We start from the raw sequence: 13,903 nt of genomic DNA, 5'->3' as shown, positions 1-13,903 counted from the left end.
CGCGCGACAAGGTGCGGCTCAGCCTGGACACGTGGCTCGAGCGGGGCTGGGCCGAGCGTTACACGAGCGAGAGTGGCTCCCCGCGGCCGGTGCCGGTGGACGAGCGGCGGCCCGTGCTTGACCTCGAGACGAACTGGGACCGCCCCGAGCCGGGGGAGACGTCTGTGTGGTTCGCGACCACCGGGTCTTCGCCCGCCGCGGCGCGGAGTCGGTGACCTGGTCCTTGACCGCGGCCCGCGGGCCGGCTGACGGCCCCCCGCACGCCGGCCACTCCCGGAAGTCGCGGTGCTCGGCCCAGATCCAGTGCGCCGCCTGGATGTTCCACTCCGGGTCGAGCGCGACCTGCCGGGTGCCGTCGTACCGGCCGAGCACGTCGTCGGTCAGGTCGAACGCGCCCCAGCCGCGGCTGCCGTCGGACTGCAGGCTGACCCACAAGGCGTCCAGGCGCGAATGACAGCGGGCGACGTACACGGCCTCGTCCCCGACCCCGGCGGAGCGGAACACCTCGCGGATGCGCCGCTCCACCCGGTCGGCGGACCAGGTGCGCATGGAGACGCGGCCGGCGACCAGCGCCCGCTTGGTGGCGTTGTCGACGCGGCCGGTCGCCGGGAGCCCGGCGAGCACCTGGAACGCCGCCACGCGGCGCAGGGTCTCGACGCCGAAGTTGCCGTCGACGGTGAGCGTGGTGCCGCTCTCGGTCAGCAGGGCCTGCACCTGCCGGACGCATTCGCCGTGCTCGCCCGGGCGGATCATCGAAGTGCAGGTCGCGGCGAAGAGGCTCGGCTGGGAGGTGCCGGCCTTCAGCTCGGCGTCGGGTCCGCCGGGCCATCCGACCCCGGTGAGCACGTTCAGCGCGAGGAGGCCGAGCAGGGCGACGATCGCGACGACGGCCAGGTCCGGCCGGTAGCGGCGCCATCGGCGGCGGCGGACGATCGGCGGCGCGGGCTCGGCGGTCGCGCGCTCGGCGGTCACGGCCTCGGCGGTCACGGCCTCGGCAAGAGCGTGCCCGGGCTCGGCAAGAGCGGGCCCGGGCTCGGCAAGAGCGGGCCCGGGCTCGGGGGGTGCCGCCTTCACGGGCTTCGCCGTGCTGGCCAGCACCCACAGGCGGTGTAGCTCCAGCAGCTCGTCGCGGTCGGCGCCGCAGGCCCGCGCCAGCCGGCTCACGGTCTCGAAGTCGGGCGGCACCGCGGCCCCGGAGCAGTACCGGTGCACGCTGGACCGGCTTAGTGCGGCCCGGCCGGCCAGGCCGGTGAAGCTGCGTCCGGCGCGCTCCTTGAGATCCCTCAGTCGTCTGGCTAGTTCACTGACCTCGTCGTCTGTCATCGCGTGTCCCCGTGCGTGAGCCCAGGCGAGCAATGTAGCTGATTCGGTCGATATGCACTGCCCCGTCGCGAACGCGGAACGGCCCCGAACCATCGATGACGGTCCGGGGCCGGGGCCGGGTACTAGTCGCGGATCTTGTTGTACCGCCAGGGCTTGTAGCCGTTCGCCTTCGCGGTGCTGACGTAGAGCTTGAAGTGGTTCATGTCCGAGCTGGGGTTGCCCTCCTCGTAGAGCCAGAACCGGGTGTGCGCGCTGTTGGCCCACTTCTCGAACAGCTGCACGTGGTGGCCGCTGCGCAGCACCATGTCGCCCTTCTTGAGGCTCGACCAGTTGATCCGGTGCGACACCCCGTCCAGGTTCCGCGTGGTGCGGCTGGAGGTCAGCCCCCACGACATCGACACGAAGCCCGAGCAGTCCTGGCGGAACGTCTTGCCGTGGTTGACGTCCCAGGTGTACGAGGTCTGGCTGTACTGCACGTTACGGCTGTACCAGTTCTTGGCCCGTGCGATCACCTTGTCGCGCTTGATCGGCTTGCCGTACATGGACGAGGCGAGCGCGGCCGCCGCGGGAACGTCCTCCACACCCTCGGGGGCCACGTAGTCGGCGGCCGGCTCGGTGCCCTTCTCGGCCCCGCCGACCGGCGGCACCGTGGCGTCGACGTCGGTCGCCGGGTCGAAGACGGTCGGCGGCAGCGCGTCGTCGGCGTCGACGGGCGGCGCCTGCTCGACGATCCGGTCGGTCCCGTCGATCGCGGCCGGGTCCGCCGGGGCCTCACCGGGGCACCAGCCGTCGTCGACGGTGGGGACCTCCTGGACCTCCTTGGCGTGCTCGATGTACATCCAGCCCTGGGTCTGGGTGCCGTCGATGCGCCCCCAGATCCACGTGTTGCCGTAGTCGTTCTCGATCGTGCACCAGGTCCAGATCTTGGTGTTGGCCGCGACCGTCTGGAACACGCCGCACGCGTTGTACGGCGCCTTGTGCAGCGGGGCCGCCTCGCCGAGCACGATGTAGCCGTCGTCGTTGTTCGCCACCGGCTGGCTGCCGCAGCCCGGGTCGGCGTAGGCCGAGCTCTGCAGCGCCAGGCTCGGCACGACGCCGGCGAGCAGCGCGCCCACGGCCAGCGGTACGGCACGGCGCGCCCAGCGCCGCCGGGATACTTCTCGTGTCACCCGTAGTCCCCTCGTGTACTCCGGTGGCCGACGGGATCTCCATCGACCGCGGTGAGTACCGTGGCAGCACCGCCGGTACGGGCACAACGGATCACCCCGAAGTTGGGACGCTGGGACGACACCCCGGCCGTGACCAGCGGCGCAACGGTGTCCCTGGGACGCCGCACGGGACAGTCCCGCCGCCTTCCCGTCAGGCGCCGGCGCCCCCGTCCACCGGCACGATCGCGCCGTTCACCATCGAGGCCCGATCGCTGAGCAGCCACGCGGCCACCTCGGCGACCTCGCGCGGCTCCGCCATCCGGCCGAGCGGGATGCTGGCGTTGATCCGCGCGACGACGCCCGGGGACGCCGCCTCCCACGCGTCGATCATCTCCGTCGCGGTACCGCCGGGGGTTATGCCGTTCACCCGGACCCCGTGCTTGCCCCAGGTCACGGCGGCGGTCTCGGTGATGCTGTTGAGCGCGCGCTTCATCGCCCCGTACGCGGGAAGGTCCGGGTTCGCGCGGCGGCTGCCGATGCTCGAGGTGTTGACGATGGCCCCGCCGGCGCCCCGGCGCATGAGCGCCGCCTCGGCCGTCATCGCGGTCCAGTGGGCCCGGAAGTTCACCGCGAACTGGTGCTCGACGTCCTCGTCGCTCGTCGTGTCGAGCGGGCCGGGCGCCTGGATCGCCGCGCCGTTGTTGAACGCCCCGTCGAGCCGGCCGTGCAGTTCCTCGACGCGGTCGACGGCGGCGCGGATGCTCGCCCGGTCCGCGAGGTCCAGCGGCACGGCATCCGCGACGCCCCCGGCGGCGCGGATCTCGGCGGCGATCTGCTGGAGGGCGTCGGTACCGCGGGCGGCGAGCACGACCGCCGCCCCTTCACGTGCGAAGAGCCGGGCCGCGGCCGCCCCGATGCCGCGGCTGGCGCCGGTGATGAACACGACCTTGCCGGTGAGCAGGCCGATGGGTGCGATGTCGATGTCGTTGCGCATGACGACCATGTCAGCGCGGTTCGCCGGCCGGAGGCAGGTACAGCCGGTACCAGGCTCCACCGCCGCGCGGCGGGCACACTCGAGGTATGGACAAACAGGAGCTGGGCGCGTTTCTCCGGAGCCGGCGCGAGCGGGTCCGCCCGGAGGAGGCCGGCCTCCCGTCGGGCCCGCGGCGCCGGACGCCGGGCCTGCGCCGCGAGGAGGTGGCGGTCCTCGCGCACATCTCCACGGAGTACTACGTGCGGCTCGAGCAGGGCCGGGCCCCGCGCCCGTCGGGCGAGGTGCTCGCCGGGATAGCCGGCGCGCTACGGCTCACGGAGGCCGAGTCGGATCACCTCCACGTCCTCGCCGGTACGGCGCCGAGCCGCACCGGACGCCACCGGCGCGACGTCCGCCCGAGCATCCTGGCGCTGCTGGAACGGCTGCCGCAGACGGCCGCGTTCGTGACGTCGGCCGCCTTCGAGGTGCTGGCCTGGAACGACCTCGCGGCCGCGCTCATGGAGGACTTCGCCGCGCTCGCCCCGCCGGAGCGCAACCTCGCGCGCCGGGCGTTCCTGGGACCGGCGCCCGGCGGGACGCCGCTGTACGGGGTCTCCGACGCCACCCAGTTCCGCGGGCACGTCGTCGCCGAGCTCCGCTCGACCCTCGCCCGGTACCCGTCCGACCCCGCCGTGACCGCCCTCGTCGCCGACCTGCGTGCCGGCAGCCCCGAGTTCGCCCGGCTCTGGGCGCGCCACGACGTGCAGGCCGAGCCGATGCTGCGCAAGACGTTCCGGCACCCGGTCGTGGGGGAGATCACCGTCGACTGCGACGCGCTGACGCTCACGGACCGCGACCAGCACCTGGTGCTCTACAGCGCGCCGCCGGGGTCCCGGGACGCCGAGGCCCTGGCACTGCTGAACGTCCTCGGCGCCGGCGCGGCGGCGGACGAGCCGATCCCTTCGATGCGGCCTTCGGTGGCGGTGTTCGGTGGCGCGCCGCGTCGGGAATCGTCCGTGGTGAGCGGAACGGTCCGCCGCTTTGGAGGTACGACATGACCGTCGGCGGCATCATCTCCGCACTCATTGTGGCCTGATCATCGGCGCGCTCGAGCGCCTGGTCGTGCCCGGCAAGCAGAACATCCCGATCTGGCTGACCATCGTCATCGGTATCGTCGCCGCCCTCATCGGCACCGCGATCGCCCGCGCCGCGGGCTGGGCCGACACGTCGGGCGTGGACTGGCTCGAGATCATCAGGCGGGTTCGCGGCCGAGGAGGAGCCGGCGGCGGTGGTACTCGTGGAGTCCGTCGAGGATCGCGCGGCCGACGCGGAGCATTTCCTGGTCGTCGTTGAGCATGGACAGGCCGCGGAGGATGACGCCGAGGTCGGCCTCGTGGATGAGTTCGGCGAGCTTCCACAGGACGGGGTCGGTCAGCTCGTAGCGGCGCAGGATGGTCTCGAGGCTGCAGTCGCCGTCGTGGTGGCCGAGTTCGGCGCCGCGCATGTCGAAGGCGGTGGCGTCGTCGGGGGTGGTCTGGCCCGGGTCGACGAAGTGGAACTGGGCGTCGGGGTCGATGTGGCGGCGGATGAGCCAGGCGCAGGCGACGCGGTCGACGTGTACGCCGGCGCGGGTGGCCCACCTCATGGCCGGCTCCGGCGGCTTCGGCCGGTCGGCCTGTCGGCTGCCGCCCCCGAACGACCCGGCTTGAGGGGTCCGGCTACCGGCATGACCCGACGGTGTGCTGTGCAAATGTCGGACATTTGTTGTAGCCTCGCCGGGTGCGCGATCTTGTGCGGCAGGCGCCGCTCGTGTTGCAGGTGACCGAGCGGTTCCGTGAGCTCATCCGGCGGGGCGAGTGGGCCGTCGGGGCGAGGATTCCCGGGGAGCACCAGCTCGCCGGGGAGCTCGGGGTCAGCCGCGGGACGGTGCGGGAGGCGCTGCGGGCGCTCAGCACCACCGGGCTGCTCGAGCCGCGCATCGGCGACGGCACCTACGTGCGCGCCACCGACGAGATCACCGGCGTGCTCGTGCGCGACGAGGTCGCGGCCGGGCTGACCGTGGTCCTCGACGCGCGCGCCGGACTCGAGGCGGCCGCGGCCCGGCTCGCCGCCCGGCAAGCCAAGTCCGATGCGGTGGCCGCGGCCCGGCTCGCCGCCCGGCAAGCCAAGTCCGATGCGGTGGCCGCGCTCGAGGACGCCCTCGCGGCCCGGGCGGCGGCGCACGAGGCGCGGGACCGGGCCGGGTACGTCGCCGCCGATGCCGCGTTCCACCGTGGTGTCGTGGTCGCGAGCGGCAATCCGTTGCTGCTGCGGCTCTTCGACGCGGTCGAGGGCGTCATCCATCAGTCCATTGAGGACACCGCGGTCTTTCCCGAGGACCCGGACGTGCGCGACGCCCACGCGGCGATCGTGCGGGCCATCCGAACCGGGGACGCAGAAGGCGCCGTCGCCGCGTCGTACGGGCTGATCGACGGCGTGAAGGAGTACATGTGAGCGTCCTGCGGCTGCGCGAGGTCACGTTCCGGCGCGAGGGCAAGGAGATCCTGCACGGCGTCGGCTTCGACGTGGAAGCCGGCGAGCACTGGGCGATGCTCGGGCCCAACGGCGCCGGCAAGAGCACGGTGCTCGGCTTCTGCGGCGCCGTCACCCACCCGACCACCGGCACCGTCCACGTCCTCGGCCACGAGCTCGGCCGGGTCGAGCTGCAGCGGCTGCGGCGGTCCATCGGGCACGTGAACCCCCGGCACCCGCTGCGCTCGCCGCTCACCGTGGGAGAGGTGGTGCTGACCGGCATTACGGGTACCGTCGAAACGCCCAACCGCTGGGAACCGACCGCGGCCGAACGGGCCCGCGCGCACGACCTGATCGACCTGCTCGGGCTCACTCCGCGCGTCGCGGACCGTTGGCCGACGCTGTCGCAGGGCGAGCGCGGGCGCACGCTGATCGCCCGTGCCCTCGTCTCGGAGCCGCGCCTGCTGCTGCTCGACGAGCCGTCGACCGGGCTCGACGTGGCCGCGCGCGAGCAGCTGCTGGACACGATCGCCCTGCTGCCGCGGACGCACCCCGGGCTGACCTCGGTGCTCGTCACGCACCACCTGGAGGAGCTGCCGGAGACCACGACCCACGCGCTGATCCTGGCCGAGGGCCGGGTGGTCGCCGCGGGCCCCGCGCTGGACGTGCTGACCAGCGCGAACATCACCCGGGCGTTCCGGCACGAGATCGACGTCGAGCACCGCGACGGCCGGTGGAGCGCCCGGACGGCCCGCCGCTACGTGGTCGACGCCCGGTAGATCGCCGCGATCGAGCGGTCGAGCGCGCCGTTGAAGTCGTCGTCGGACTGGTCGCGCCGCAGGCCCTCGGTCAGCGCCCGCGAGAAGCTGGCGATCAGGCCGTGGTTGCGGGCGAGGCGCTCGTCGGCCTCCTCCTGGGAGTACCCGCCGGAGAGGGCGACCACCCGCAGCACCTGCGGATGGCCGATCAGCTCCGCGTAGAAGTCGTCCTCGTCCGGGATGGTCAGCTTGAGCATGACCGGCCGCCGGCCCAGGCGTTCCAGGATGCCCCGGCGCAGCACCTGCTCGGCCGCGGCCTTGTCGGGGCTGTGGATGTCGACCTCGGGCTCGACGATCGGCACGAGGCCGGCGTCGAGGATCCGCTCCGCGTAGCCGAACTGCTGGTCGAGTACGGCGCCGATCGCGGCCGGGGCGGCGCCGGTGATCACCGAGCGCATCTTGGTGCCGAAGACGCCGCGGCCGGCGGCCCGCGCGAGCAGGTCGTCGAGCTTCGTGAACGGCTTCATGAGCCGCACGCCGTCGCGTTCCTCGGCGAGGCCCTCGTCGACCTTGACGAACGGCACGATCTGTTTGTGCTGCCAGAGGTACGCCGGGGTGGCGAGGCCGGCCACGTCGCGGTCCATGGTCTGCTCGAACAGGATCGCGGCGAGGATGCGTTCACCGGTGAACGCGGGCGAGGTGATGATCCGCGACCGGAACTCGTGCATGAGGTCGAACATCTCGGCGTCGGTCGCGTACTGCGACTCCGTCACCCCGTAGTGCTCCAGCGCCTTCGGGGTGCTGCCGCCGCTCTGGTCCAGCGCGGCGACGAACCCGCGGCCCGATGCGATCTTCGCCCGCTGCTGCTCGTCCATTCCCCGATCCTGGCACGGACGCGCCTAGGGCGTCGGGGACTCGGCGGGATACCCGTGCACCGACGCGGCCACGATGGCCACGCCGGTCGGGTCCTCCGCGCCGTAGCGCTGCAGTGCGGCCCGGTCGAGCTGCTCGACCCGGCCGGTGAGGGTCACGAGGTCGGGTACCTCCACCGTCACCGGCGCGTCCGACACGACGAGCTGACCGGCCGGCGGCAGGTCCGCGTCGGCGACCAGGAACGCGTGCGGCCCGAACACGCGGATCACCGCCGCGGTCAGCTCGACCCGGGTGCCCGGGCGCAGCCTCGGCGCGGCCGGCGACGGGGCCGCGCTGGGCACCGGCGGCGGGGCGGCCCGGCTGTTGCACGCACCGGTCAGGGCCAGCGCCACGAGCAGCGGCACCGCTCCCAGCGCATTGACGGTGCCCATTGGGTAATTGTGGCACGGTTTTCAGCGCACGCCGCTGAGCAGCCGGCGCACCAGCGGGGTGAACGCGGCCAGCACGGCCCCGAAGAGCAGGGCGGTGGCGCCGAGGATGCCGAAGTACCACGCCTCGTGCTCGGTGCTGTAGTAGTGCGCGAGGACTCCGGAGGCGGCGGTACCCAGGGCCACGGACAGGAAGAACAGTGCGACCGTCTGGGTGCGGAACGCGGCGGGGGCGACCTTGGTGGCCAGGGAGAGCCCGACGGGGGAGAGCAGCAGCTCGGCGACCGTGAACACCAGGAGGATCCCGGCCAGGGCGAGCAGCGGCGCGCTGTTCGGCCCGCCCCCGGCCAGCGGCAGGAACAGCAGGAACGCCACGCCCATGAGCGCGGTACCCGCGGCGAACTTGACCGGGGTCGACGGCTGGCGGTCGCCGAGCCGGGTCCACAGGGCGGCGAACGCGCCCGACAGCACGATGATGAACACCGGGTTGATCGACTGGACCCAGGACACCGGCATCTCCCAGCCCAGGATGGTGCGGTCGAGACGCTGGTCGGAGTAGATGGTGACGACCGTGAACTGCTGCTGGTACAGCGACCAGAACACGGCGCTGGCCAGGAACATCGGGATGAAGCCCAGCATGCGGCGGCGCTCGATGCCGGTGACGGCCCGGCTGGTGAGGATGACGACGAAGTAGGCCGCGGCCGCGACGGCGCTGAGCGCCACCACGACGGTCGCGAGGCGGTCGGCCGGCAGCAGCCCGAAGGCGACGACGGCGATGATCAGCAGTACCGCCGCCGCGGCCACGGCGGCGACGAGCGGCCGGCGGCGGGCCGGGAGCGGGTTCGGCACCTCGCGGGCCGGGCCGGTCAGGTGGCGGCGGCCGACCGTGTACTGCGCGAGCCCGACCGCCATGCCCGCGGCGGCGAGGCCGAAGCCCCAGTGGAAGCCGGCCTCCTGCTGCAGCAGGCCGGTCAGCAGCGGACCGGCCAGGGCACCCAGGTTGACGCCGAGGTAGAACAGCGAGAACCCGGCGTCGCGGCGCGGGTCGTCCTCGGCGTACAGCGAGCCGACGAGCGAGGTCGCGTTGGCCTTCACGCCGCCGCTGCCCACGGCGATCAGGACCAGGCCGACGGCGACGCCGGCGAGCCCGGGCAGCACGGCGAGGCTGATGTGCCCGGCCATGACGAGCACGGCGCTGGCGAAGAGCACCCGCTCCGGGCCCAGCAACCGGTCGGCCACCCAGCCGCCGAGGATCGTGGACAGGTACACGGCGCCGCCGTACGCGCCGACGATGCTCGTGGCGGTGTCCTGGTCGATGCCGAGCCCGCCGCGCTCGGCCGAGTAGTACAGGTAGATCAGCAGGATTCCCTGCATGCCGTAGAACGAGAACCGTTCCCACAGCTCGACGCCGAACAGGTGCGCGAGCAGCCGCGGCTGCCCGAAGAACGTGCGTCGCCCCGTCATACCCGTCGCCCCTACCCAGGACGGACGGGGCGAATCAAGCACGTGTACGTTTCACCGTCGCTTGGACCCATTGAGCAGCGACAATACTGAAATGTCACGCCTCCGGGTCGCCCGGGTGCGCGCGGTTGCCTAGCGTCCGCGTTCAGGAGAGCGCTCCCGCTCGCTCCACCGATGCAAGGAGGCAACACATGAGCAGAACGCTGCGCGCAGTCGCGGCGGCCGGCTTGTTCGTCGTCGGCGGCCTGGTGGCGGTGATGGGGCCCGCATCGCCGGCCGGTGCCGACACCCAGATCTGTGAGCAGTACGGCTCCACCACCATCGGCGGCAAGTACGTGGTCATGAACAACAACTGGGGCAACAGTGCGACCCAGTGCATCAACGTGACCAGTACCGGCTTCGCGATCTCGCAGATCAACGCGAACAAGCCGACGAACGGGGCGCCGGCCTCGTACCCCGCCATCTACGTCGGCTGCCACTACACGAACTGCTCGCCGGGCACCAACCTGCCGATGCAGATCAGCGCGATCAGCTCGGCGCAGACCAGCATCTCGTACAACTTCATCAACGGCGCGACGTATGACGCCGCGTACGACATCTGGCTCGACCCGACGGCCAAGAAGGACGGCGTCAACGCGACCGAGATCATGATCTGGTTCAACCGGCAGGGCTCGATCCAGCCGGTCGGCAGCCAGGTCGGCTCGGCGAGCGTCGCCGGGCGTTCGTGGACGGTCTGGCAGGGCAACAACGGCGGCAACGACGTGGTCTCGTACGTCGCGCCGTCGGCGATGAGCAGCTGGAACTTCGACGTCAAGGCGTTCATCAACGACGTCATCTCCCGCGGCAAGGCCACCACGGCGTGGTACCTGACCAGCATCCAGGCCGGCTTCGAGCCGTGGATCGGCGGTCAGGGCCTCGCGGTCACCGCGTTCTCCGCCACGATCAACGGCGGCGGCGGCGGTACCACGACGCCTCCTCCCGGCGGTGGGACGGGAGGCTGCACCGCGACCTACCGCACCATCAACAGCTGGTCGGGCGGCTTCCAGGGCGAGGTGACCGTGCGCAACTCCGGCTCGGCCGCGATCTCGGGCTGGAACACCGTCTGGTCCGGCGGCAGCGCCTCGATCAGCTCACTGTGGAACGGCCGGGTCACGTCGACCTCGCCGGTCACCGTGCGCAACGAGACGTACAACGGCTCGCTCGGGGCGGGCGCCTCGACGACCTACGGCTTCACCGCCAGCGGCAGTGGGCCGACGTCGGTGAGCTGCACCACCGCATAACCGCACCCCCGGAAAAAGGTGCCGGCCCCGCTCACGCGTCGGGGCCGGCACCGCCGTTTTCAGCACTGCCGTTCGTCAGCCCAGGGCGGTGCCGACCAGCTGCCCGATGCCGTAGGTGACGGCCATCGCGAGCAGGCCGCCGGCCACCAGCCGGGAGACGGCCCGCCCGACCGCGGCCGAGCCCAGCCGCGCGCTCACCGCGCCGGTCACCGCCAGCGCCAGCACCACGGCCACCACGGTGACCGCGATCCGGCTGCCCGGCGGCGGCAGGACCATCGCCAGCAGCGGGAGCAGCGCCCCGATGGTGAACGAGACCGCCGACGCCCCGGCCGCCTGCCAGGGGTCGGTGAGCGCCTCGGGGTCGATGTGCAGCTCGGCCTCCGCGTGCGCGGCGAACGCGTCCTTCGCGGTCAGCTCCTGCGCCACGAGCCGCGCGGTCGCCTCGGAGAGACCCTTCGCGCGGTACAGCGTGGTCAGCTCCTCGAGCTCCTGCTCGGGAAACTCCTCGAGCTCGCGCCGCTCGTGGGCGAGCAGCGAGCGCTCGGTGTCGCGCTGGGTGCTCACCGAGACGTACTCGCCCAGCGCCATCGACACCGCGCCGGCCACGACCCCGGCCGTCCCGGCCGCGAGGATCGCCATGGTGGACGTGGTCGCGCCGGCCACGCCGACGACGAGCGCCGCGGTGGACACGATGCCGTCGTTGGCACCGAGGACCCCGGCGCGCAGCCAGTTCGCCCGCCCGGAGTGCCCGCCGCCGTGCGGCTCACCGGTGTGCGCGGCCGCCGCGACCGTCCGGTCCAGTGTCTGTTCACTCATCGCCGATCACCCACCCCTTGAGGCGACGGTACGGCCGCAAACCCTTGCTCCGCAACGAAGGCAAGGCTGTGCTTGCCCGCACCACCTACCCCCGCCGGGCCTCGTGCCAGCGGGTCGTCTCGGACTCGTGCGAGCCGCTCGCGGTCGCCGCGCTCACGGCTTCGGCGGCCGTGTCGCCCGCCAGGAGGGTGAGCGGCCAGGCCGGGACGCCGTCCACCCCGTCGTAGGCAAACCAGGTCCACGGCCCGTCGAACCGCCATGCGCGTCCGTCGGCATCGGCTACATCGTCGCCGAGCCTGAGGAATGCGTACGGGCGGAAAACGAGCTCAAGCACGAACGGGATGTCGTCGTCCGGGTCGATGGTCGTGTCGATCGGCATGATCAGCAGCTCCCGAGTCGGCCGGGGCAGCCACCCGGTCTCCTGCGGCGGGTCGTGCTCGTAGATCTCGGCGACGTGGACGACTCGGGGTGGGATGCCGACGCGGCAGCTGTCCCCGGGCGCGATGCGCCGCGCCGGCGGGTCGGTCGCGTACAGCTCATCCGGGTCGTCGCGAGCCAGCGCGACGTCCCCGTTCCACCGGATGCCGTCCGCGTCGGGATCGATCCGCCACCAGGGCCAGCGGACGAATACGTGCGTCCGGTCGACGCCGCTGACGACGGTGGCCGTGAACGGACACGAGATGTGCAGCACGTCACCCACGCGGTAGTCCATGCGCGGCAGGTTAGCGGCTTCCGCCACTGCGGCGACTTCGTGCCCGAGCCGGAGTGGCCGGCCACCGCCGGTTCCGGCCGGCAAGGCGGCTTCGACCGGGGTGTGCTCGCGCTCGTCGACCAGCCCCGGCGGGGTGGTGCTCGTGGACAGGCGGCCGGCAGGGGCGCCGTCCGCGCCGGTCGTCACCCTCCGTAAGTGGCCGCGCCGGTAGGCCGGTCAGTGCGGCGCGGCCACGCCCACGCGCAGGACCAGCTGGGGCTCGCGCGGGGGGTGCAGCAGGCTGCGGATCAGCTTGCGGGCGCCCGGCACCTCGACCACCTCGCTCAGGGGTGAGGCGGCCAGCCCGCAGGCGGTCGCGGTCAGCCAGACCGCGCTCGTCGCCTCGCCCGCTTTGAGCCAGTCGTCCGGGCCGTCGGCGTCAGTGGCGACGACCAGGTACTCGGCGCCGGAGCCGGCGTCGCGCAGCGGGGCGGGGCGGGCGGCGCCGGCCCAGCGCTCGAGCTCGGCGGCGATCTCGGCGTCGTGGGCGCCGAGGGTGTGCGCGCCCTGGGCGGCGTACCGCAGATAGGCGACGTCTTCGCGCGCGAGGACGTACAGGTGGGCGCCTTCGGCCTCGGCGGCGGCGCGCAGGCGGGTCAGGGTGGCGTCCGGTACGCGGGCGCCGGGCGGGAACGGGCGGCGGTCGGTGCGGCGCAAGGGCAGGCAGCGGTACGTCTCCAGGCACTCGCGCCCCGCCGGGCGCTCCTCGCCGAGGCCGATGCGGGCCAGCAGCGTCGGGTGGTCGGCGTCGGGCCGACGCTCGACCACGGGCTCGTAGCCGGCGGCGGCCAGCGCCAGGCGGGCGTGGTGCAGCGCCGCGCCGCAGCTGAGGGTCATCAGCTGGCCGTGCGGGTCGAGGTGCGGCAGCCGGCGGGCGGGGTCGGCGTGCAGCTCGAGCGCGGAGCCGACGGTCTCCCAGCGCCACGGCTTGGTGTTGAGGATCGACGGGGCGAGCCGGGCGTCCCTCGCCGCATCGAGCAGGGCCGTGTGCATCGTTCGCGGCTGCCCGGTCCGGACGGCTCCATGTGCTGGTTCGCGAGAAATCACCCAGGGCGATTTTCGGTTGCCACGGAGCCCGGTGGCCGCAACGGCCCGGGCGCCGGTGGTGAGCGGTGCCGGACGGAGTTTCCGGGCGCATCGGCCGGATGATCGGCCGGGCCGGCCCCGGCCGTGCCGGGTCGTCAGCCGTCGGTGACGATGCCGGCGGCGGGCCGGCGGGGGCTCGAGGGCGGAGCCGATGCCTGCGCCACACCCACGCGCAGGACGAGCTGCGGGTGCGTCGGCGCCGGCAACAGGCTGCGGATCAGTGCGCGGGCGCCGGGTATCTCCACGACGTCGCTCATCGGCGAGGCGGCGAGCCCTTCGGCGGTGGCGGCCAGCCAGGCCGCGCTCGTGGCCTCGCCCGCGGCGAGCCAGTCCAGCGGCTCATCGCCGCCGGTGGCGACGACGAGGTACTCGGCGCCGGCATCGTCGCCCGGGCCGGGCGGCAGGGCCGCCGCATCGCCGAGGCCGAAGTCGCGCAGCGGCACCGGCCGCGCGGTGTCGGGCACCACGGTAGCGGGTGGCACCCCGTCCGGGGCG

At 73.1% G+C, this 13,903-nt stretch carries 15 protein-coding genes and 1 pseudogene; 5 read left to right on the top strand and 11 right to left on the bottom strand.

Features of this window, described 5'->3' with window-relative positions:
- Positions 1–18: 18 nt before the first annotated feature.
- The 3 genes from AB0B76_RS35980 to AB0B76_RS35970 form a co-directional block, all read right to left on the bottom strand.
- Entirely contained in the window at positions 19–1,323 is a 1,305-nt protein-coding gene (locus tag AB0B76_RS35980) for a helix-turn-helix domain-containing protein (RefSeq protein WP_360383931.1), read from the bottom strand.
- Positions 1,324–1,445: 122 nt separating this feature from the next.
- Positions 1,446–2,492 carry a hypothetical protein gene (locus tag AB0B76_RS35975; RefSeq protein ID WP_360383928.1) on the bottom strand — a complete coding sequence of 349 codons (1,047 nt, stop codon included), beginning with the start codon at positions 2,490–2,492 and terminating at the stop codon, positions 1,446–1,448.
- 190 nt (positions 2,493–2,682) lie between these two features.
- The gene (locus AB0B76_RS35970; protein ID WP_360383925.1) at positions 2,683–3,465 is read right to left on the bottom strand and encodes an SDR family oxidoreductase; all 783 of its coding nucleotides are present in this window, start codon (positions 3,463–3,465) and stop codon (positions 2,683–2,685) included.
- Positions 3,466–3,551: 86 nt separating this feature from the next.
- Here AB0B76_RS35970 and AB0B76_RS35965 point away from each other — a divergent pair, with 86 nt between their 5' ends.
- Positions 3,552–4,502, top strand: coding sequence for a helix-turn-helix transcriptional regulator (locus tag AB0B76_RS35965; protein WP_360383923.1), 951 nt, complete (start codon positions 3,552–3,554; stop codon positions 4,500–4,502).
- Positions 4,499–4,797, top strand: a pseudogene (locus AB0B76_RS35960) (GlsB/YeaQ/YmgE family stress response membrane protein). Before AB0B76_RS35965 ends, AB0B76_RS35960 begins: the two are co-directional and overlap by 4 nt.
- Here the strand turns inward: AB0B76_RS35960 and AB0B76_RS35955 are convergent.
- The gene (locus tag AB0B76_RS35955; protein WP_360383920.1) at positions 4,697–5,089 is read right to left on the bottom strand and encodes a chromate resistance protein ChrB domain-containing protein; all 393 of its coding nucleotides are present in this window, start codon (positions 5,087–5,089) and stop codon (positions 4,697–4,699) included. The pseudogene AB0B76_RS35960 and the gene AB0B76_RS35955 overlap by 101 nt on opposite strands.
- Positions 5,090–5,223: 134 nt before the next feature.
- Here AB0B76_RS35955 and AB0B76_RS35950 point away from each other — a divergent pair, with 134 nt between their 5' ends.
- Positions 5,224–5,937 carry an FCD domain-containing protein gene (locus AB0B76_RS35950; protein ID WP_360383917.1) on the top strand — a complete coding sequence of 238 codons (714 nt, stop codon included), beginning with the start codon at positions 5,224–5,226 and terminating at the stop codon, positions 5,935–5,937.
- A complete protein-coding gene (locus AB0B76_RS35945; RefSeq protein WP_360383914.1) occupies positions 5,934–6,734 on the top strand; it encodes an ATP-binding cassette domain-containing protein in 801 nt (266 codons plus the stop codon). Before AB0B76_RS35950 ends, AB0B76_RS35945 begins: the two co-directional genes overlap by 4 nt.
- Here the strand turns inward: AB0B76_RS35945 and AB0B76_RS35940 are convergent.
- The 3 genes from AB0B76_RS35940 to AB0B76_RS35930 are packed head-to-tail and all read right to left on the bottom strand — an operon-like array spanning position 6,713 to position 9,478.
- Positions 6,713–7,588: a fructose bisphosphate aldolase gene (locus AB0B76_RS35940; RefSeq protein WP_360383911.1), complete on the bottom strand. Its 876-nt coding sequence runs from the start codon at positions 7,586–7,588 to the stop codon at positions 6,713–6,715. The two genes, AB0B76_RS35945 and AB0B76_RS35940, sit on opposite strands and share 22 nt — an antisense overlap.
- Before the next feature lie 24 nt (positions 7,589–7,612).
- Positions 7,613–8,017, bottom strand: a complete 405-nt coding sequence (locus AB0B76_RS35935) for a hypothetical protein (RefSeq protein ID WP_360383909.1) — start codon at positions 8,015–8,017, stop codon at positions 7,613–7,615.
- Positions 8,018–8,038: 21 nt separating this feature from the next.
- A complete protein-coding gene (locus AB0B76_RS35930; RefSeq protein ID WP_360383907.1) occupies positions 8,039–9,478 on the bottom strand; it encodes a peptide MFS transporter in 1,440 nt (479 codons plus the stop codon).
- A gap of 254 nt (positions 9,479–9,732) precedes the next feature.
- Here AB0B76_RS35930 and AB0B76_RS35925 point away from each other — a divergent pair, with 254 nt between their 5' ends.
- Positions 9,733–10,755 carry a cellulose binding domain-containing protein gene (locus tag AB0B76_RS35925; protein WP_360384114.1) on the top strand — a complete coding sequence of 341 codons (1,023 nt, stop codon included), beginning with the start codon at positions 9,733–9,735 and terminating at the stop codon, positions 10,753–10,755.
- A gap of 75 nt (positions 10,756–10,830) precedes the next feature.
- Here AB0B76_RS35925 and AB0B76_RS35920 read toward each other — a convergent pair whose 3' ends face one another.
- The 4 genes from AB0B76_RS35920 to AB0B76_RS35905 form a co-directional block, all read right to left on the bottom strand.
- Positions 10,831–11,571, bottom strand: a complete 741-nt coding sequence (locus AB0B76_RS35920) for a VIT family protein (RefSeq protein WP_360383904.1) — start codon at positions 11,569–11,571, stop codon at positions 10,831–10,833.
- A gap of 85 nt (positions 11,572–11,656) precedes the next feature.
- Positions 11,657–12,283, bottom strand: a complete 627-nt coding sequence (locus AB0B76_RS35915; protein ID WP_360383902.1) for a hypothetical protein — start codon at positions 12,281–12,283, stop codon at positions 11,657–11,659.
- Between the two features lie 216 nt (positions 12,284–12,499).
- Positions 12,500–13,315 carry a nitroreductase family protein gene (locus AB0B76_RS35910; RefSeq protein WP_360383899.1) on the bottom strand — a complete coding sequence of 272 codons (816 nt, stop codon included), beginning with the start codon at positions 13,313–13,315 and terminating at the stop codon, positions 12,500–12,502.
- 188 nt (positions 13,316–13,503) lie between these two features.
- Positions 13,504–13,875 (bottom strand): nitroreductase family protein, encoded by a 372-nt coding sequence (locus AB0B76_RS35905; RefSeq protein ID WP_360383896.1) that lies wholly within the window; start codon positions 13,873–13,875, stop codon positions 13,504–13,506.
- Positions 13,876–13,903 lie beyond the last annotated feature (28 nt).

The organism is Dactylosporangium sp. NPDC049140 (assembly GCF_040648435.1).
This window is presented reverse-complemented; position numbering and strand designations above follow the sequence as displayed.